The 19,124-nt window shown below is 66.3% G+C and carries 17 protein-coding genes and 1 pseudogene; 11 read left to right on the forward strand and 7 right to left on the reverse strand.

What is annotated here, in order from left to right; translation table 11 throughout:
• Positions 1 to 330: 330 nt before the first annotated feature.
• Positions 331 to 1,215 carry a DMT family transporter gene (locus ACMGEZ_RS03230; protein WP_436820823.1) on the reverse strand — a complete coding sequence of 295 codons (885 nt, stop codon included), beginning with the start codon at positions 1,213 to 1,215 and terminating at the stop codon, positions 331 to 333.
• A 581-nt stretch (positions 1,216 to 1,796) separates the two neighbouring features.
• Between ACMGEZ_RS03230 and ACMGEZ_RS03235 the strand changes: the two genes are divergently transcribed.
• From ACMGEZ_RS03235 to ACMGEZ_RS03245, 3 genes are all read left to right on the forward strand, one after another.
• On the forward strand, positions 1,797 to 3,035 hold the full coding sequence (locus tag ACMGEZ_RS03235) for an NHL repeat-containing protein (protein ID WP_436820824.1): 1,239 nt from the start codon (positions 1,797 to 1,799) through the stop codon (positions 3,033 to 3,035).
• Positions 3,032 to 4,402, forward strand: a complete 1,371-nt coding sequence (locus ACMGEZ_RS03240) for a HupE/UreJ family protein (protein WP_436820825.1) — start codon at positions 3,032 to 3,034, stop codon at positions 4,400 to 4,402. Before ACMGEZ_RS03235 ends, ACMGEZ_RS03240 begins: the two co-directional genes overlap by 4 nt.
• Positions 4,403 to 4,493: 91 nt before the next feature.
• Positions 4,494 to 4,778: a hypothetical protein gene (locus tag ACMGEZ_RS03245; protein WP_436820826.1), complete on the forward strand. Its 285-nt coding sequence runs from the start codon at positions 4,494 to 4,496 to the stop codon at positions 4,776 to 4,778.
• A gap of 160 nt (positions 4,779 to 4,938) precedes the next feature.
• Here ACMGEZ_RS03245 and ACMGEZ_RS03250 read toward each other — a convergent pair whose 3' ends face one another.
• The 4 genes from ACMGEZ_RS03250 to ACMGEZ_RS03265 form a co-directional block, all read right to left on the reverse strand.
• Positions 4,939 to 5,232: a DUF1330 domain-containing protein gene (locus ACMGEZ_RS03250; protein ID WP_436820827.1), complete on the reverse strand. Its 294-nt coding sequence runs from the start codon at positions 5,230 to 5,232 to the stop codon at positions 4,939 to 4,941.
• Between the two features lie 134 nt (positions 5,233 to 5,366).
• A complete protein-coding gene (locus ACMGEZ_RS03255; RefSeq protein WP_436820828.1) occupies positions 5,367 to 7,187 on the reverse strand; it encodes an IlvD/Edd family dehydratase in 1,821 nt (606 codons plus the stop codon).
• The gene (gene denD / locus ACMGEZ_RS03260; protein WP_436820829.1) at positions 7,187 to 8,203 is read right to left on the reverse strand and encodes a D-erythronate dehydrogenase; all 1,017 of its coding nucleotides are present in this window, start codon (positions 8,201 to 8,203) and stop codon (positions 7,187 to 7,189) included. The genes ACMGEZ_RS03255 and denD overlap by 1 nt, the downstream gene beginning before the upstream one ends.
• 22 nt (positions 8,204 to 8,225) lie before the next feature.
• Positions 8,226 to 9,020 (reverse strand): FadR/GntR family transcriptional regulator, encoded by a 795-nt coding sequence (locus tag ACMGEZ_RS03265; protein WP_436820830.1) that lies wholly within the window; start codon positions 9,018 to 9,020, stop codon positions 8,226 to 8,228.
• Positions 9,021 to 9,194: 174 nt separating this feature from the next.
• Here ACMGEZ_RS03265 and ACMGEZ_RS03270 point away from each other — a divergent pair, with 174 nt between their 5' ends.
• The 5 genes from ACMGEZ_RS03270 (at position 9,195) to ACMGEZ_RS03290 (ending at position 14,561) form a co-directional block, all read left to right on the forward strand.
• Positions 9,195 to 10,268: an ABC transporter ATP-binding protein gene (locus ACMGEZ_RS03270; RefSeq protein ID WP_436820831.1), complete on the forward strand. Its 1,074-nt coding sequence runs from the start codon at positions 9,195 to 9,197 to the stop codon at positions 10,266 to 10,268.
• A 40-nt stretch (positions 10,269 to 10,308) separates the two neighbouring features.
• Entirely contained in the window at positions 10,309 to 11,637 is a 1,329-nt protein-coding gene (locus ACMGEZ_RS03275) for an ABC transporter substrate-binding protein (RefSeq protein ID WP_436820832.1), read from the forward strand.
• 79 nt (positions 11,638 to 11,716) lie between these two features.
• Entirely contained in the window at positions 11,717 to 12,571 is an 855-nt protein-coding gene (locus ACMGEZ_RS03280; protein ID WP_436821355.1) for a carbohydrate ABC transporter permease, read from the forward strand.
• Positions 12,568 to 13,449 (forward strand): carbohydrate ABC transporter permease, encoded by an 882-nt coding sequence (locus ACMGEZ_RS03285; protein WP_436820833.1) that lies wholly within the window; start codon positions 12,568 to 12,570, stop codon positions 13,447 to 13,449. The genes ACMGEZ_RS03280 and ACMGEZ_RS03285 overlap by 4 nt, the downstream gene beginning before the upstream one ends.
• Positions 13,450 to 13,655: 206 nt before the next feature.
• Complete coding sequence (locus ACMGEZ_RS03290) at positions 13,656 to 14,561, forward strand: ZIP family metal transporter (protein ID WP_436820834.1); 906 nt, start codon at positions 13,656 to 13,658, stop codon at positions 14,559 to 14,561.
• A gap of 3 nt (positions 14,562 to 14,564) precedes the next feature.
• Here ACMGEZ_RS03290 and ACMGEZ_RS03295 read toward each other — a convergent pair whose 3' ends face one another.
• Positions 14,565 to 15,998: an aldehyde dehydrogenase family protein gene (locus tag ACMGEZ_RS03295; RefSeq protein ID WP_436820835.1), complete on the reverse strand. Its 1,434-nt coding sequence runs from the start codon at positions 15,996 to 15,998 to the stop codon at positions 14,565 to 14,567.
• 52 nt (positions 15,999 to 16,050) lie between these two features.
• Positions 16,051 to 16,606: pseudogene (locus ACMGEZ_RS03300) on the reverse strand (peroxiredoxin).
• A 119-nt stretch (positions 16,607 to 16,725) separates the two neighbouring features.
• Here ACMGEZ_RS03300 and ACMGEZ_RS03305 point away from each other — a divergent pair.
• The 3 genes from ACMGEZ_RS03305 to ACMGEZ_RS03315 all read left to right on the forward strand — a co-directional run bounded on the left by ACMGEZ_RS03305 (position 16,726) and on the right by ACMGEZ_RS03315 (position 18,943).
• On the forward strand, positions 16,726 to 18,300 hold the full coding sequence (locus ACMGEZ_RS03305; protein ID WP_436820836.1) for a phospholipase D family protein: 1,575 nt from the start codon (positions 16,726 to 16,728) through the stop codon (positions 18,298 to 18,300).
• Between the two features lie 63 nt (positions 18,301 to 18,363).
• The gene (locus ACMGEZ_RS03310) at positions 18,364 to 18,717 is read left to right on the forward strand and encodes a hypothetical protein (RefSeq protein WP_436820837.1); all 354 of its coding nucleotides are present in this window, start codon (positions 18,364 to 18,366) and stop codon (positions 18,715 to 18,717) included.
• Positions 18,704 to 18,943: a hypothetical protein gene (locus ACMGEZ_RS03315; protein WP_162575364.1), complete on the forward strand. Its 240-nt coding sequence runs from the start codon at positions 18,704 to 18,706 to the stop codon at positions 18,941 to 18,943. The genes ACMGEZ_RS03310 and ACMGEZ_RS03315 overlap by 14 nt, the downstream gene beginning before the upstream one ends.
• Positions 18,944 to 19,124 lie beyond the last annotated feature (181 nt).

Genomic DNA, 19,124 nt, shown 5'->3' on the forward strand with positions numbered 1-19,124 from the left:
CCTACGCAGCGACTCTGCCCCGAGGCAAACCGCTGGTCTGTGCGACGAGACCACTGGATGACTCCGTGGCGCCGATGGCCACCACAAGGCCGCGTGGCCGGCATACTCGCAAGTCAAAAGCCATTTGCACACAACCTCGGCCCGCTGCGGTCCTTCAGCAACAAGAGAAGCTGACCTTCGTGAAAGTTGCTGAACGGCCATCAAGCGACATTTGCCGCTGTACCGGAATGCTGACCTTCGGGACGTACAAGCGAGCCGTAGGACGCGTAACCGGTGCGGCCACGGACAGCAGGTTTTCGCGGCGGACCTTGGTTCTGACGCGAAGGGGCTTCAGCTCCTCGCCCGCGCCGCCGCCGGCTTGAACAGCGCTAGGCCCAGGCCGACTGCGCAGCAAATCATCGCAGCCCACTGCACCAAGCCAAGGGGCTCAAGGTGGATGATCGCACCCGACGCCATGGCCACCACCGGCACCATCACCGACGACATCGCAGCGACGTTGGCGGGCAGCATGCCGACGATTGAAAACCACGCGACGTTGCCGATGGCGATCGGGACCAGCGTGATGTACATGATGAGCAGGATGCTGGTCGCCGACGGCATGAACCACGGCGCATCGCGGCCGAACCAGAATGCTCCGATGACGATGGGCACGGCGGCAATGAGCAGCTGCCACGCCGTCAGCACGAGCGGCGATACCGGCGCCGGGCTGCGCTTGAGGATGACGGTGCCCACGGCCCAACCGACGCCTGCGAGCAACCCCAGAGAAAAGCCAAGGGGAGCTTTCGCATACGCTTCGACACCGTTCACGATCAGCAGCACCACGCCCAGTCCGCCGATGGCCAGGGCTGCCAGCACGCGCGTGCGGGGCCGCTCGCCCAACCACGCCCACGTGATCAACGCCGCCCACAGCGGCATCGTGAACCCCAGGATGGCCGCTTGCCCGGACGGGATCAGGACGGCCGAGTACGTGCTGGCCACGTTCCAGACGAAGAAATACGCCAGCGACGATGTCACCATCGTTCCCCAATGCGCGCGCGGAATGCGCATCGACTCACCCTGGAAGCGTGCAAACGCTAGCAGCACGAGGCTCGCGCCGAGCAGGCTCACCGCGCGAAACGTCCAGACCGATACTTCGCGCACCGCGAGTGGGAAAAGCGGCCAATTAGTGCCCCAGACGAAGGTGAGCACAATGACGAACGGGATGGCCTTACGCATCGATGCAAGGTTAGCTCAAGCCCTGCTCCGCGAAGGCCGCGTACCCCTCTTCCTCGCAACCTTTCTGCAAAGGAATTGAGCAGACCTGCCGATCGGCAATCCTGATCAAACGTTCGCGGTTGACGCCATGGCAACGACCGCTTCTCGCCCACCCGAATGACCGCTCAGGATCGTTCAGCGCCAGTCGGGCGCGCGATCTCGCCGCCGTACAGCTGACATCCAAGTTGGCTGGCCCGATACCCGCCTTTCATGGCTGCCGGCGGTCGGCCATGAGCAGACGGTGACGAACGACTGTTTTGAGGAGTTGCCGATGCGATCCACCTGTCGGCATCATGTCGAGCAGTGAGCTTAATTTGACGGCGACCAGGAGGTCGGCCTGGCTGGCGAAGTCCTTATTCAAACTGACCCGCCAACAGTCGCTCGCCTCACCCTCGCGACCTTGATGTCAATCAATGCCCGATACGTTTTCGGGGTTTCTGACCCACGGTTGCCAACGCGACGCCCGAGTTCGATGATGGTCCAGCGGAGGGTCGCGACGTCCATGCCGGGTGCCATTCCGCACAACCAGCAGAAGGAGACAAATGGACACGCGAAAAAAGTGGTACGTGGGGGCGATGTTGTTCGCCCTCCTGTCGATTGTGGGCATCAGCGTCCAGGCACAAGGCTTTAAGGCCGATGCACGTCAGTTTCAGAACGACGATCGCCGTGATGGCCGCGACAAGAATCGTCCGCGACACCGGGATGCCCCCGAATTCAAGGTCGATCACGAGTGGCCCAAGACGCTGCCCAACCAGTGGCTGCTCGGGCAGGTGGCCGGCATCGCCGTCGACCGCCACGACAACATCTGGATCATCCAGCGACCCGGATCGCTGACGGCCGACGAAGCCGGCGCGGTGCAGGTCCCGCCGCGCTCGGAATGCTGCGTGCCGGCCCCCTCCGTGATGCAGTTCGACGGCCGCGGCAACCTGCTGCGCGCGTGGGGTGGCACCGCGGACCCGGATTTCCTGACCAGTCGCTGCACGCCTGCGATGGGGTGCGAGTGGCCGACCAATGAGCACGGCATCTTCGTCGACCACAACGACAACGTCTGGATTGCGGGCAACGGCGCAGTCAACCATCAGGTCCTCAAGTTCACCCGCGACGGCACGTTTCTGCTGCAGATAGGCAAAGCTGGCTTGACTGGAGGCAGCAACAACACGGCGGGGGCACCGAACGGCACCCCGTTGCTCGGGCAGCCGGCCGACATCGAGGTCGATCCGACGAACAACGAGGCCTATATCGCGGACGGCTATCAAAACAAGCGGGTGCTGGTCGTGGATGGCAACACGGGCCGGTATAAGCGCCACTGGGGCGCGTACGGCAACGTCCCCAACGACGCCAACCCGGGCCCGTATGTCCCTGGAGCGCCTGCACTGCAGTTTCGCAATCCCGTTCACTGCGTGCGCATCACCAATGATGGACTCGTCTACGTGTGCGACCGGGTGAACAATCGCATTCAGGTGTTCAACAAGAACGGAACGTACGTGAAGGAGATGTTCCTCGACCGCGCGACGCTGGGCAACGGGTCGGCGTGGGACGTCGACGTCTCGCCTGACCACCGTCAGCGCTGGCTCTACAACGCCGACGGTGAGAACAACAAGATCTGGATCCTCGAGCGGTTTTCGGGGTTGTTCGGAGACACCTTCGGCCGCAACGGCCGCTACGCCGGACAGTTCCACTGGGTCCACAACCTGGCGGTCGATTCCGAGGGCAACATCTACACGGCCGAGGTCGACACCGGCAAGCGCGCCCAGAAGTTCGTCCCCGAGCGTCGCCGGTGACCGCAGCGCTGGGCGGAGAGCAGAGCACTCGCGGAGGCGTGGCGCGTTGGCGCCACGCCCTCGTCGCGCTCGCTCTCCTGCTCTGGCTTCTTCCGGCGTCGGCCCACGACATCCCGGGCGAGGTCCGCGTGCACGCGTTCGCCAAGGTCGAGCGCGATCGCCTGCAGGTTCTTCTGCGCATTCCGCTCGGTCTGCTCCTGAACGTGGACCTGCCCAAGCAGGGGCCGGGGTACCTCGCCCTTAACGATATCGACGAGGGTCTGGCGCGAGCGGTGCGCGCCGCGGACAAGGACATCCGCTGGCTGGAGAACGGTCGCCCGCTCGCACCGGCGGCCAACTCGGCCCGCATATCGCTCCCTTCCGACAAGTCGTTCGACAGCTACGCCAACGCGCTGGCGTTGCTGCGCGGGCCTCGATTGCCTCCGACCGAGTACGTGTTCTGGAACCAGGGCTACTTCGACGCACATCTCGAGTACCCAATCGAGTCTTCCAAGTCGGCCTTCTCGCTCGACTTTCGCGTCGCGCCCGGATTGCGAGACAGGCTGAAGCTCGACCTGCGCTTCTTGTCCCCGGACGGCCGCGAGCGCGCCTTCGATCTCAGCACGGGCCAGGGCGCCGTCGTGCTCGACCCCCGCTGGTATCAGGCCGCCGCCACCTTCGCTGCTTCCGGATTCGAGCACGTCGTGCTCGGGCCGGATCATCTGCTGTTCCTTGTCTGCCTCATTCTTCCGTTCCGGCGGCTAGACGGCTACCTCGTCGGCGTGGTGACCGCGTTTGCGGTCGGCCATTCCGTCACCCTCATCGCCGCGGCGTACGGCCTTACGCCGTCGGGCGCGTGGTTCGCGCCGCTGGTCGAGGTGCTCATCGCCGTGTCGATCCTGTTCATGGCGATCGAGAACGTGTTGCGTCCGCAGCTGAAGCGCCGCTGGGTCACCAGCGGACTGTTTGGGCTGGTGCATGGGTTCGGCTTCGCCGCCATGCTGCAGTCGCAGCTCCAGTTCGCGGGGTCGAGCCTGATGGTCTCGCTGCTCGCGTTCAACGTCGGCATCGAAGGCGGCCAGCTGATGGTGCTAACGACGGTGCTGCCGACCGTTATCCTCCTGCGTCGTTGGCTGCCGGATTCGGACCGCACCATCGCCGTGATCGTCGGGCTATTCGCCGGTCATGTCGCGCTGCATTGGCTCAACGACAGGATGCAGGCGCTGTGGAAGGCGTCGGACCTCGCGAGCGAGTGGCTGCCGGTCTTCGGGCTCGGCCTGATAACCGTCGCGATCGCCTGCTGGGCCGCGTGGCGCGGCCGTGCCGCGCTGCGAAGTTCGAACAAGCCGCAAATGGCGCCTGTTTCAGGTCCGACGATGCCTTCCTGAGGACGGCCGCGGGGGGCGCTTGGCAGTCGCTTGCTGCGTCCGCCCCCGTTGCAGCGTCCGTGCCGCAGTGCTGCGCCCCACTAGCTGCGCAATGTCTGAACTGCGATCAACGGCTGCTTTCAAGCATGCAATTTGTAGCCCCGAGCTTCGCCTGAGGGTCGAGAGCGGCGTCGAGCGGCTGCTTTCTGGCATCCGCATTGAATGGCTGGTGATGGCCGACTGGAGCCTTCAGCAATTTTCTTGTCATTCGCCGTCGCGCGGATGCTTCGTCAAGGTGCGTTCCATGATGCCGGTGCGCTCCTCGCCATGGGAGGAGTCGCGCACCGCCTTGAATCTGCAAGCGCCCTCGGGCCGCAGCGCGCGAACGAATCGATAAGCTCAGCACCAGAAACGGTGCTGGTCGTTCTGCGGGGGACCAGGGCCACCCATTTCAGCGAGGGCCTAGCAACCGCAGGTGAAATGGATATCGGATTTATGGGTAGATTGGGGGAGAGCGGAAGGTCCGGGCCTGGCCCTGCAGCGGCCGGCCCAGGCGTCTAGGCGTCTAGGCCCTCGACGCAGACTAGGCGAGCTGAACTGCATTCGTCCCGAATTGCCTTTAGTCCCTGGTAGACAGGACCGTTGTAGAAGGTCTCCCACGCTGGCACCGAGGGAAATTCCAGAATGACTACTCGTCGAGGTGACCAGTCTCCCTCGTAGACCTTGTGGGCGCCTCCACGGGCTAAGTACCTCGCTCCAGCGGCTTCGAGCGCCGGCTTGACTTGGCGCATGAAATCCTGGTACCGCTGCGCGTTTCGAATCTGGACGTCAAAGATTACGTAAGCAGCCATATCACCTCCAGTGCTTGGGAACGCCTTAAGTCCTCATGTTCAGGTTACCGTCGACTACTCCGCTCGCTTTGCCTCCCGGTGCGTCAACGTATGGTCTGTTCCCGATGGGTTAGTTGTGGCTATCTCGACGGCCGTCAGTGGTTGTCCCGGGGGATGCCGAAGGTCGCATGGATCTTCTGGTACTTGACGGCCGGCTTGAGCACCATGCCTTCGGAGAGCTCGTCGACGATGGCGCGCTGGATTTCCTGCCACGGCGTCTGGCTCGGCGGGAAGGGGTAGCCGCCGGCCGCCTCGAGCCTTGCCCGGCGGCTGGCGAGCTCCTCCTGCGGGACCAGCATGTTCGCCGTACGCTTCTTCAGATCGATACGGACGCGATCGCCGGTCTTGAGCAGCGCGAGTCCGCCGCCAGTCGCGGCCTCCGGCGAGGCGTTGAGGATCGAGGGCGAGCCCGAGGTGCCGGACTGCCGGCCGTCGCCGATGCAGGGCAGCGCGGTGATGCCCTTCTTCAGCAGGTAGTCGGGCGCGCGCATGTTGACCACCTCGGCGGCCCCCGGATAGCCGACCGGGCCCACGCCGCGCATGCAGAGAATGCTGTTCTCATCGAGCTTCATGTTCGGGTCATCGATGCGGCGGTGATAGTCCTCCGGGCCGTCGAAGACGATCGCCGTGCCTTCGAAGGCCATCGGGTCTGTCGGGTTCTCGAGGTAGCGCGCATGGAATTCCGGCGTGATCACGCTGGTCTTCATGATCGCGGAGTCGAACAGGTTGCCGCTGAGGTTGAGGAAGCCAGCGTTCTTCTTCATCGGTTCGGCATAGGGAAAGATGACCTTGCGGTCGCTGGTGAACCTGCCTTCGCAGTTCTCGATGAGCGTCTTGCCGTTTGCGGTGAGCGAGGGCTGGATCTTGCCTTGGGCGATCAGCTCGGCGACCACCGCCGGCACGCCGCCGGCTCGGTAGTACTCCTCGGCCAGGTACTCGCCGGCCGGCTGCAGGTTCACGATCAGCGGGATCTCGTAGCCGTGCTTCTCCCAGTCGGCTGTCGTCAGCTCCACGCCGATGTGGCGCGCAATGGCATTCAGATGGATCGGCGCATTGGTGGAGCCGCCGAGCGCGGAATTCGCGACGATGGCGTTCTCGAACGCTGCACGCGTGAGGATGTCCGACGGCTTGAGGTCCTCTCTCACCATCTCGACGATGCGCTTGCCCGTCCTGTACGCCATCTCCTGGCGGTCGCGGTAGGGTGCCGGGATCGCGGCACTGCCCGGCAGCGTCAGGCCCAGGACTTCCGCCAGCGAGTTCATGGTCGATGCCGTGCCCATGGTGTTGCAATGGCCCGTCGACGGCGCCGACGAAGCCACGAGCTTCAGGAATTCCTGGTAGCCGATCCCGCCTGCGGCCATCATCTCGCGCGCTCTCCACACGATAGTGCCCGAGCCGGTGCGCTCGCCCTGGAACCAGCCATTGAGCATCGGGCCCGAATTGAGCGCAATCGCCGGAATGTCCACCGTCGCAGCGGCCATGATCTGTGCCGGCGTGGTCTTGTCGCATCCGGTCGTCAGCACCACGCCGTCGAGCGGATAGCCGTAGAGGACCTCGACCAGGGAGAGGTATTGCAGGTTGCGGTCGAGCGCCGCCGTCGGGCGCTTGCAGGTTTCCTGGATGGGGTGGATCGGGAACTCGAAGGCGATGCCGCCGGCATCCCGGATGCCTTCGCGCACGCGCTCGGCCAGCACCAGGTGATGGCGGTTGCACGGCGCGATGTCCGAGCCGGTCTGCGCGATGCCGATGATCGGGCGTCCCGACTGCAGCTCGTCGAAGCCGAGGCCGAAGTTCATCGTGCGCTCGATGTAGAGCGCCGTCATGTCGGCATTGGCCGGGTTGTCGAACCAGGCCTGGGAGCGCAGTGCCGCGGTCTTGCTCATCTTGCTGTTCTTGCTGTCATTCCCCGGCTTCATCAGCGCATTCCCTTCAAGGTCTGGTCCGCATCCGGCCCGGCGCGGCAGTCGTCGATGTACTGCCGCACGATGTCGGCGAAGTTGTCGTGCGCAAAGAGGCCGAGCCGCGCGGCGCGCTCAGCCGACGCGGCCGTGGGCCAGTTGGCCACGATGCCGGCGATACGCTCGTCGCGCTGGAAGCGCACGCGCGAGCGCACGGCGGACCCGGCGACCTGCTCGAGCGCGTCGAGCATCTCGCTCACGCGCACGTTGAGGGCCGGCAAGTTGAGCGCGGTGCGCCCGCCGAAGGCCTCGCGGCTGGCCTCGTAGACGGCGATGAGGCCCTCGACCGTGCGTTGCGGCGACGACACCGGATGCGACACGTCGGGCGACACCGGGCAGATCGACTCCACGCCGGCCAGGGGCTCGCGGATGATCCCGCTGAAGAAGGACGAGGCAGCGCCGTTGGGCCTGCCGGGGCGTACCGTCACGGTCATGAGCCGTGCGGCCCGGCCATCGATGTAGCCCTTGCGCGTGTAGTCGGCGACCAGGTGCTCGCAGATGAGCTTTTGCGTGCCGTACGAGGTCTGGGGCGCGGGCAGCGTGGTGTCGGCCACCACGCTGGGCATGGGCACGGCCGCATCAGGGCCGAAGACCGCGACCGAGCTGGAGAAGACCAAGCGCGCCACCTTGCCGCCCGCTTCGGCATGCGCGCGCAACGCGTCCAGGAGCGCGCGCGTGCTATCGAGATTGGAACGCAGGCCGAGCTCGAAATCGGCCTCGCACTCGCCGGAGACCGCAGAGGCCAGGTGGAAGACGCCATCGAAGGGCTCCTCGCGGAGGGCTTCGGTCTGCGAAAGCAGCGCGCCGGTGCGTGCCTCGACCCGCGCATCGGCGAGCAGATCGGTGGGCGGTGGCGCGATGTCGGTCAGCACGAGCCTGTCGATGCGCTCGCCGGCCAGGGTGCCGCGCGCGAGCAGCGCTCGCGCAAGCCGCGAGCCCACGAAGCCGCCGCCACCTGTGATCATCAGTTTCATACGCTGTCCTTGGTTGTCATTGCTATTCCTTCGGGGTGTGCAGGGGCGCAGCGGTGCGCACGGCCCTGGCTGCGGCGCGCCGGCGCCGGGCATCGATGACCCCGCTCTCGACGAGCCGCTGCTCGCTGCGGATCAGGTGATCGATGGCGTGATGTCTCGCCGCCACCTGATCGCGCGCGGCGATGGCTTCGAAGATGGCGCGATGCTCGCGCTGCACCGCCGCCATGAAGTCCGTGCGCCGGGCCTCGTTGCCGCGCGTGATGCGCATGCCCTCGCGCAGGTACTGTTCGAGAAAGCCAAGCAGCAGCCGGAACTGCGGGTTGCCGGTGGACTCGCCGATCACGCGGTGGAAGGCGAGGTCTTCCGCCACCCCGTCGCGCCCCTCGGCGACGGCAGTGTCGATGGCCTTCAGGCTGCGCCGCAGGGCGGCGATCTGCGCGCGGGTGGCGCGCTCGGCGGCCAGCGCGGCGATCTCGCCCTCGAGCACGCGCCGCACCTCGACCACGTGCACCACCGCCTGCACCGACCCCAGCACGGCGGGGTCGAAGGCCAGCGGCTGGTTCTTCGGTGGTGGCGCCACGAACACGCCCAAGCCCTGGCGCGACACCACCATGCCCTTGGACTTGAGCTGGTGCACGGCCTCGCGCACCACGGTGCGCGAAACCCCGTGCGAAGCCGCGAGCTGCTGCTCGGTGGGCAGCCGGTCGCCGGGTTTGAGCGCACCCGATTCGATCTGCGCGCACAGGCGCGCCGCCAGCCGGTCCGACAACCGGTCGACCGTCAACTGCTGGGGCTGGGAGAAGGTGGACGCCCGCACGGCGGTGGTGAGATGAGCTCGCTTATCAGGTCATCATACAAGTGTCATGTGGTAGCCGCCTACCGGTTTGCCCTGATGCGCGGGGCCGTCGCATTGCCAATACTGCGCCCTGCGACGGCTGCGGCTCTTGCCGCACCGGTGCCCGCCCGCTTGCGAACTCTCAGGACTCAGTGCATGGCCAGTGTCACGATCCAGGCAGTCAAAAAGAACTTCGGCGAGGTCCCGATCCTGCATGGGGTCGACATCGACATCCAGGACGGTTCGTTCACCGTGCTGGTGGGCCCGTCGGGCTGCGGCAAGTCCACGCTGCTGCGCATGATCGCCGGCCTGGAGGAGATCAACGGCGGCGAGATCCGCATCGGCAACCGGCGCGTGAACGAGCTGCCGCCCAAGGAACGCGACATCGCGATGGTGTTCCAGAACTACGCGCTCTATCCGCACATGACGGTGCGCGACAACATGGCGTTCGCGCTCGCGCTGGCCCGGCTGGACAAGCCCGCGATCGAGTCGAAGGTCAGGCGCGCCGCCGAGATCCTGGGCCTCATTCCACTGCTCGATCGCTTTCCGCGCCAGCTCTCGGGCGGGCAGCGCCAGCGTGTGGCCATGGGCCGCGCGATCGTGCGGGACCCGCAGGTGTTCCTCTTCGACGAACCGCTGTCCAACCTCGATGCCAAGCTGCGCGTGGCGATGCGCGGCGAGATCAAGGAGCTGCACCAGCGCCTGAAGACCACGTCGATCTACGTCACGCATGACCAGATCGAGGCGATGACCATGGGCGACAAGATCGTGGTGATGCGCGACGGGCGCATCGAGCAGACCGGCAGTCCGCTCGATCTGTACGACAACCCGGCCAATCAGTTCGTCGCCGGCTTCATCGGCTCGCCGGCCATGAACTTCCTGCCAGGCACGCTGCGGCGCCGGGAGGGCAGGGCGCACGTGGAACTGAAGGACGGCACCGAGCTCGCAGCACCGCTGCGCTGCGGGGGCGTGGACGGCCAGCCTGTCGTCTACGGCACCCGGCCCGAGCACCTGACGCTCGCGGACTCGAACGGCATCCCCGCGCGCGTGGCCGTGATGGAGCCGACGGGCATGGACACCTTCGTTGCATGCCGCCACGAAGGCGCGGAACTCTCGGCGGTGTTTCGAGAGCGCCACGACTTCGCGCCCGGGACCACGATCCATCTGCAGCCAGATCTGCAGCGCGCGCACCTCTTCGACGCAGGCACCGGCGAACGGCTGGTGTCCTGAATTCCACGGGCAGTCCGTTCAAAACACGAAGGAGACAGCAATGACTGGGTTCAATCGCCGAAAGTTCCTGGAAGGCTCGGCCGGCGTCGCCGCCGCCGCCACGATCGGCACGGGCACCGCGATCTTCCCAATGGCCTCGCACGCGCAGTCGATGACCTTCAAGCCGGAGAAGGGCGCCACGCTGCGCGTGCTGCGCTGGAGCCGTTTCGTGCAGGGCGACATCGACGCCTACATGGCCAACGTGAAGAAGTTCACCGAGGCGACAGGCGTGCAGGTGCGCGTGGACAACGAGACCTGGGAGGACGTGCGGCCCAAGGCGGCAGTGGCGGCCAACACGGGTGCGGGCCCCGACATCATTCTGTCGACCAACGACGACGCCAATCTCTATCCCGACAAGCTGCTCGACGTCACCGACCTGGCGGAGTACCTGGGCAAGAAGTACGGCGGCTGGTACCCGGCCGCGCAGGCCTTCATGCGGCCCGACGGCAAGAAGTGGATCGGCTTGCCGCTGGGCGCATCGGGTTCGCTGATCGTCTATCGCCAGAGCATGGTGAAGGCCGCGGGATTCGACACCTTCCCGAAGACCACGGACGAATTCCTCAGGCTCTACAAGGCGCTCAAGGAAAAGGGCACGCCCGGCGGCATGGCGCTGGGCAACGCGACGGGCGACAGCACCTGGACCAACTGGCTGGTGTGGGCCTTCGGCGGCAAGCTGGTCGACAAGAGCAACAAGGTGGTGATCGACAGCCCGGAGACGCTGAAGGCGCTGGAGTACGCGAAGGAGCTCTACGCCAACTTCATCCCGGGCACGCTCTCGTGGCTGGACCCGAACAACAACAAGGCATTCCTCGACGGCCAGATCAGCGTGACCAACAACGGCATCTCCATCTACTACGCGGCCAAGAACTCGCAGGACCCGAAGATCAAGGAGATGGCGGGTGACATCCACCATGCGGTGTTCCCGATCGGGCCGGTGGGCGTGCCGACGGAATCGCACCTCTTCTTCAACCAGATGGTGATGAAGTACACCAAGTACCCGCAGGCGGCGAAGGAGTTCCTGCGCTTCATGATGGAGCGGCCGCAGTTCGACGACTGGCTGCAGGGCGGCGGCGGCTACGTGGCCCAGCCGCTGGCCGACTACGAGAAGAACCCGATCTGGTCCGTCGACCCGAAGCACACGCCCTATCGGGACTCGGTGAAGAACCTGCGCCCCGCCGGCTACGAAGGCAAGCTGGGCTACGCCTCGGCGGGCGCGGCGGCCGACTTCATCATTCCGAACATGGTGGCGGAGGCGGCCAGCGGCTCGAAGTCGCCGAAGGAAGCCGCCGAACGGGCGCAAAAGCGTGCCGAGCGCTACTACAAGGTCTGAGCCCGCCACGGACGCGCCGGCGGCGCGTCCGTGGAAGGCGCGGCTCGCCGACAACCGCAACTTCCTCGGCTTGCTCTTCATGCTGCCGGCGGCGGGGCTGCTGCTGCTGTTCCTCACCTACCCGCTCGGCCTGGGCATCTGGCTCGGCTTCACCGACACCAAGGTCGGCCGCGGCGGCCAGTGGATCGGGCTGGAGAACTACGAGTTCCTCTGGGACGACGCGGTCACGCGGCTGGCGCTCTTCAATACGCTGCTCTACACGGTGGTGGCGAGCGTGTTCAAGTTCGTGCTCGGGCTGTGGCTGGCGCTGCTGCTCAACAAGAACATCCGGCTCAAGACCCTGTTTCGCGCCGTCATCCTGCTGCCCTACATCGTGCCGACGGCCCTTTCGGCCATCGCCTTCTGGTGGATCTACGACTCGCAGTTCTCCATCATCAGCTGGGCCCTGCTGAAGATGGGGCTGATCGACAGGTACATCGATTTCCTGGGCGACCCGTGGAACGCGCGCTGGTCCGTGATCGCGGCCAACGTGTGGCGTGGCATCCCGTTCGTTGCGATCACGCTGCTGGCCGGGCTGCAGACCATCTCGCCCTCGTACTACGAGGCCTCGGCCATCGACGGCGCATCGCCCTGGCAGCAGTTCCGGCATGTCACGCTGCCGCTGCTCACGCCCATCATCGCCGTGGTCATGACCTTCTCGGTGCTCTTCACCTTCACCGACTTCCAGCTCATCTACGTGATCACGCGCGGCGGACCGCTCAACGCCACGCACCTGATGGCCACGCTGTCCTTCCAGCGCGCGATCTCGGGCGGGGCGCTCGGCGAAGGCGCGGCCATCGCGATCGCGATGGTGCCGTTCCTGCTCGCCTGCGTGCTCTTCAGCTACTTCGGCCTGCAAAGACGCAAGTGGCAGCAGGGAGGATCCGACAAATGAGCGCCAGCAAAGCCGCAACGACCGACATGGTCGGCATGAGCTATCTCGAATCGGTGCCGCGCAAGGTGGTGACCGTGTACGTGCCGCTGGTGGTCTTCCTGATCGTGCTGCTGTTCCCGTTCTACTGGATGGCGATCACGTCGGTGAAGCCCGACGCCGAACTGCTGACGCGCGAGGGCAATCCCTTCTGGGTGGTGGCGCCGACCCTGGCGCATTTCCACAAGCTTCTGTTCGAGACCTCGTACCCCCAATGGATCTGGAACACGCTGCTCGTGTCGGTCGTATCGACCTTCTTTTCGCTGGGCTGCTCGGTGTTCGCGGCCTACGCGATCGAGCGGCTGCGCTTCAACGGCTCGCGCCAGGTGGGGCTGGCGATCTTCCTGGCCTACCTGGTGCCGCCATCGATCCTCTTCATTCCGCTCGCCAACGTGGTGTTCGGCCTCGGCCTTTTCGACACGCGCCTGGCCTTGATGCTCACCTATCCGACCTTCCTGATCCCCTTCTGCACCTGGCTGCTGATGGGCTATTTCCGCTCCATCCCGTTCGAACTGGAGGAGTGCGCGTTGATCGACGGCGCGAGCCGCTGGCAGATCCTCGTGAAGATCGTGCTGCCGCTGGCCGTGCCCGGCCTGATTTCGGCGGGCATCTTTGCGTTCACCTTGTCGTGGAACGAGTTCATCTATGCATTGACCTTCGTCTCCTCTTCGGAGATCAAGACAGTGCCGGTCGGGGTGGTGACCGAGCTCGTGCAGGGCGATGTCTACCAATGGGGGCCGCTGATGGCGGGCGCGCTCCTGGGCTCGCTGCCCGTGGCGTTCACCTACTCCTTCTTCGTGGAGTACTACGTGTCGGGGCTGACGGGATCGGTGAAGGAGTGACGGGGAAGGGCCTGGCGGGCAGGGCAGGGATATCCACCGGCCGGGACGTGGGCCGGCGCCCGTCTGGGCTACGCGGATCGAAGCATCCTGGAGCGACGCCTGCGCATCGAGTCGTGTGAGCCAACCGGGCCGGTTCAGCGCGCCGCTATCGCAAGGATTGAAATTCCCCAACCACGGCTCAGATGAGAATTACTATCATCTAGAGCATGAACCGCAGCTCGTCCCTCGCCAGCGCCGCCGTGCGCCCCTCCTTGCCCTTGCGGCAGGCCTTCGGGATAGCCATCGTGCTGGCCGGCGTGCTGGTGCTGGGGGTGCAGTTCTGGCAGTACGCGGCGGCCCGGCCGGTGGTGTTGCAGGCCCTGACCGGCGGCTCGGTGGCGGCACTCGCAACCGCGTTGGGCACCTTGCCCATTGTGTTCGCCCAGCGCTTGTCGGACCGCACGCAGGACACGCTGTTCGGCTTCGGCGCCGGCGTGATGCTGGCGGCGAGCGCCTTCTCGCTGATCATCCCCGGCATTGCCGCGGCGCGTGCTGCCGGCGCGGATGCCTGGGGCGCCGGCGGCATCGTCGGCAGCGCGATCCTGCTGGGCGGCCTGGCGCTGCTGGTGCTGGACCGGGTGCTGCCGCACGAGCACTTCATCAAGGGCGTGGAAGGGCGGGACACGCGCGTGCTGCGGCGCACCTGGCTCTTCGTGTTCGCGATCGCGCTGCACAACCTGCCGGAAGGTTTGGCGATCGGCGTCGGCTTTGCCGGCGGGGATGCGTTGCGCGGCGGTGCACTGGCGACCGGCATCGCGATCCAGGACGTGCCCGAGGGCCTGGTCGTCGCCGCGGCGCTGCTGGCGGCGGGCTACCGCCGGCCCTTCGCGGTGGCGATCGGCATGGCCTCGGGCCTGGTCGAGCCGGTGGGGGCGGTGTTCGGCGCCGCGGTCGTCAGCCACTCGGCGCTGCTGCTGCCCTGGGGCCTGGGGTTTGCGGCCGGGGCGATGCTCTTCGTGATCAGCCACGAGATCATTCCGGAGTCCCACCGCAAAGGCCACGAGGCCTTCGCGACGGGCGGGCTGATGGTGGGCTTCGTGCTGATGATGCTGCTGGATACCGCGCTGGGCTGATGCTCAGCCGTGGCGCACCGCCACGGTCTTGAGCGTGGTGAAGCCATAGAGCGCCTCGAAGCCCTTCTCGCGGCCGTAGCCCGAGGACTTGACGCCGCCGAAGGGCAGCTCCACGCCGCCGCCGGCTCCGTAGTTGTTGACGAAGACCTGGCCGCTCCTCACGCGCTTGGCCATGCGGAACTGGCGGGCACCATCCTTCGTCCAGATGCCGGCGACCAGGCCGAACTGGGTGGCGTTGGCCAGCGCCACGGCTTCGTCCTCGTCGCGGAAGGACATCGCCGCGAGCACCGGGCCGAAGACTTCTTCCTGCGCCAGCCGGTGCGTCACCGGCACGTCGCGCAGCAAGGTGGGCGCCTGGTAGAAGCCGGTCTGCGGCGCCTCGTCGACCACCACGCCCTGGGCCACCATCGGGATGCCGGCATGCTGCGCGTCGGACAGGAAGTCCCAGACGCGCTGCTGCTGGGTCTGGCGGATCAGCGGGCCGACGTCGAGGTCCATCGCTGCCGGGCCGACGCGCAGCGCCTCGAAGGCCTGGCCCAGGCGCTCCAGAAGCAGCTCGTAGATTTCGCGCTCGACCAACACCCGCGAGCCGGCCGAGCAGGTCTGCCCGGCGTTCTGCACGATGGCGTTGATCAGCACCGGGATGGCCGCGCCCAGGTCGGCGTCGGCAAAGATGATCTGCGGGCTCTTGCCGCCCAGTTCCAGCGTGACGGGGCAGTGGCGTTCGGCCGCCACCTGCTGGATCAGCGTGCCCACCTTCGGGCTGCCGGTAAAGCTGATGTGGTCGATGCCGGGATGCCGGGCCAGCGCGTCGCCCACCTCGTGGCCGTAGCCGGTCACGATGTTGATCGCGCCGGGCGGAAAGCCAACCTCCGCCGCCAGCTGCGCGACGCGGATCAGCGACAGGCAGGCGTCCTCGGAGGGCTTGACCACGCAGACGTTGCCGGCGGCCAGCGCGCCGCCGACGCTGCGGCCGAAGATCTGCATCGGGTAGTTCCAAGGAATGACGTGGCCGGTGACGCCGTGCGGCTCGCGCCAGGTGAAGACGCTGTAGCCCTCCTGGTAGGGGATGGTTTCGCCGTGCAGCTTGTCGCAGGCGCCCGCATAGAACTCGAAGTAGCGCACCAGCGCCAGCGCATCGGCGCGCGCCTGCTTGACGGGCTTGCCGCAGTCGCGCTGCTCGAGGAGCGCCAGCTCGTCCGTGTGCTCGGCGATCTTTTGCGACAGCCTGTAGAGCAGCCGGCCGCGCTCGGCCGCGCTGAGCTTCTGCCAGTGGCCCTCGAAGCAGTCGCGCGCTGCGCCCACGGCCGCATCGATGTCGGCTGCGTTGCCGCGCTGCAGCTCGTCGAAGGGCTGGCCGTCGGAGGGGTCGAGGACGGGGAGGGTGCGGCCGGAGGAGGAGGGGACGCTTTCGTTGGCGATGTAGTGGAGCTGCATGGCTGAAATTGTGCGCGAAGGCGGCCGGCCACGTACCGGAGACGGTCGGCAGCTAGCGTTTGGCTGTCGATTTCGGCAGCGCCTTCAGCGCATTGAGCATGCGCTCCACGTGCTTGTCGGGATTGAGGTTCTGGTAGTAGTAGGCGACGGTGCCATTGGGCGCAACCACGTACGACAGCCGGTTGGCGAAATCGGGGCGCGTCTGCATCACCGCGTCGAAGCCCTCGATCACGACCTTGGATCGGTCGGCCGCCACCGGGAACTTGCTCTGGCACTGCTTCACCGAGAAATCCTTCAGCGTCTCGATGTCGTCGGCCGAGACGCCGATTACCGTGGCACCGGCCGCCTCGAACTGGTCCATGGCCTCGGCGAAGGCATGCGCCTCGATGTTGCAGTCGGTGGTGCCGGCCGCGGGGAAGAAAATACACCACCACCGGGCCCTTGGCCAGTGCGTCGGCCAGCGAATAGTTGAAGGTCTTGCCGCCCAGTGCGGCAGTCGCGGTGAACTTGGGGACCGGATCGCCGATGTCCAGGGCCGCGAAGGCTGGGGAAAGTCCCAGGCTGGCGAGCCCCAGTGCAGCGAGACGCGCGAGAATCCGTCGGGTCATGGTGTAACTCCGGGAAGAGGCATCGCGAAATTCTAGAACCCGGATGCCTTGCGCGGCAGAGGTGAAACCAGCCTGCAACCGGCGCCGTATCCGGAACGAGTCCAAAGAGGGGAAAGATCATGAACGCATGGGTCCATCTGCTGCGCGCGGCGCTGCTGTGCGCCCTCGCCGCAGGGCTCGGCGCCTGCGGCTCGCTGCCGCCGGCCAGGGAGCGGCCCGCGGCATTCGCGGCGCCGGCCGATCCGTCGACCACGCTGGCCAAGGTGGTGGCGGCCTCGACGCCGCCCGGCGAACATTCCGGCTTTCGCCTGATGCCGCTCGGCGTGTATTCGCTGGACGCCCGCATCCAGCTCGCCAGGCGTGCCGAGCGCTCCCTGGTGGTGCAGTACTACCAGCTCGAGAACGATGGCGTCGGCCGGCTGCTGATGCGCTCGCTGCGCGAGGCCGCGGCCCGCGGCGTCAAGGTGCGCATCTTGGTGGACGATCTCTACACGGCCAACAGCCAGCACCTGCTGCTGGCGCTCTCGCAGACGCCCAATGTCGAGGTGCGGCTGTTCAACCCGTTCTGCTGCGGGCGCGACGGCTTCCTTTCGCGCTTCGTCGCCTCGCCGCACGAGATCTACCGGCTCAACCACCGCATGCACAACAAGCTGTTCATCGCGGACGGCGCCATGGCGGTGGTCGGCGGGCGCAACATCGCCGACGAATACTTCGTGCTGAGCGAGGCCCAGAACTTCATCGACATGGATGCGGTGGTGGTCGGCAAGGTGCTGCCGCAGCTCGAAGCCATCTTCGACGCCTACTGGAACAGCGAGCAGGTCTGGCCCATCGGCGACATCGTGCGCGGCCAAGGTGGCAGGACGCCCGGCACCGCCGAGTTCGATGGTTGGGTCGACATGGCTGCGCCGGCGCCCAAGATCGTGCTGCCGCCCAATGACATCCTCGGCTACGGCCCGATCTCCGAAGAACTGGACGAGGGACGAATGGGCCTGCTGTGGGGCGCGGCCTATGCGGTGGCGGACCCGCCCACCAAGCCCACGACCATGACTGCCGACGAGGCCCTGGCCACCAGCGTCACGATGCGGATCTGGGGCAGCCTGCTCGAGGCCAAGCAGGAGGTGCAGATGACCTCGCCCTACCTGGTGCCAGGCGAGAAGGGTATGGCTGCATTCGAGGAGCTGGGCAGGCGCAAGATCAAGGTCGTGCTCCTGACCAACTCGCTCGCGGCCAACGACGAGCCGCTGGTCCACACGGGTTACATGCGCTATCGCGAGCGTCTGCTGAAGGCCGGCGCCGATCTCTACGAGCTGAGCCCCGAGCGCACCACCGCGAGCTCGCGCTTCGGCTCCTTCGGCAGCTCGCTGGGGCGGCTGCACGCGAAGACCGCGGCCATCGACCGGTCGCGCATCATGATCGGCTCGGCCAACCTCGATCCGCGCTCGGCCACGCAGAACACGGAGATGGGCATGCTGATCGACAGCCCGCAGCTGGCGCGAGAGATGGTGCGGGTGATCAACGTGAGCCGGGTCCAGAACTCCTACCGCCTGCGGCTGGCCAAGGACACCGGGCGGCTCGAATGGCTGACCACCGATGGCGAGAAGGAGGTCGTCCTCACCTCCGAGCCGGAGGCGACCTTCTTCCAGCGCTTCTACAACAGGCTGATCGCGCCGATCGTGCCTGAGATGCTGCTTTAGCCCCGGTTGCCGGCCCCGCGGACGAGCACTTGTAATCCGGCATCCCCGCCCCAACTGCCCTGCATGAACGCTACCCAATCCCCGGCGCCCAAGACCGACCTGGCGGTGACGCATGTGCTGGCCCAGCTCCTCGAGCGGCTCGAGCACAGCCCCGTTCCAGTGGGCGCAGAGCAGTACCGCTCGGTCGTGATGCACCTGGTCGACGAGTTCCGCGACGTCGCTCCCGGCGACGGGCTGGGCAAGCTGCTGGACGCCTACCCTGCCGCGGCCGAGGTGTACGAGAACCTCAACTACCAGCACGCCGGCCTCTGCCGCTCCGGCCTGGACGCCTCGCTCGCCGCCGAGCTGGCGGCCAAGGATGCGATCCAGCGCGTCATGCGCCGCGCCGAGCCGGATACCACCCATGGCCAAAGCTGAGGTCAAGACCGCCATCGTCGCCGATGGCCTGCGCTACAAGGCCAAGGCCTCCGGGTCTCCCTTTCGGGCCTCGGCCTCGTTCAGTGGGGCGACCATGTCCTGCTTCCTGTGCGGCAAGCACCGCGTGCGCTCGCAAATGCGCACGCGCCAGTTCCTGGGCAAGTCGCAAACAGTCTGCGCACCTTCCTGCAAGGCGCTGGACGAGGCAGAGTCGGCCGCGGCGTAAATCGCCCCGGGAGGTACCGCTGTGCTGGGGCGCTTCATGCGCTCCGGCAGGCCTCGGTTCGTGACGCTGTCGAGACGTAGTTGAGCAATTCACTCGCCTCTGCAAACCAGCTACCAAAAGCGTCAGATTCGATCTACAGTTAGACACAATTGATGCAAATACTTGCGTCAATGCAAAAGTT

Origin of the sequence: Variovorax stachyos, assembly GCF_051400855.1 — a bacterium.
Lineage (GTDB): Bacteria > Pseudomonadota > Gammaproteobacteria > Burkholderiales > Burkholderiaceae_C > Variovorax.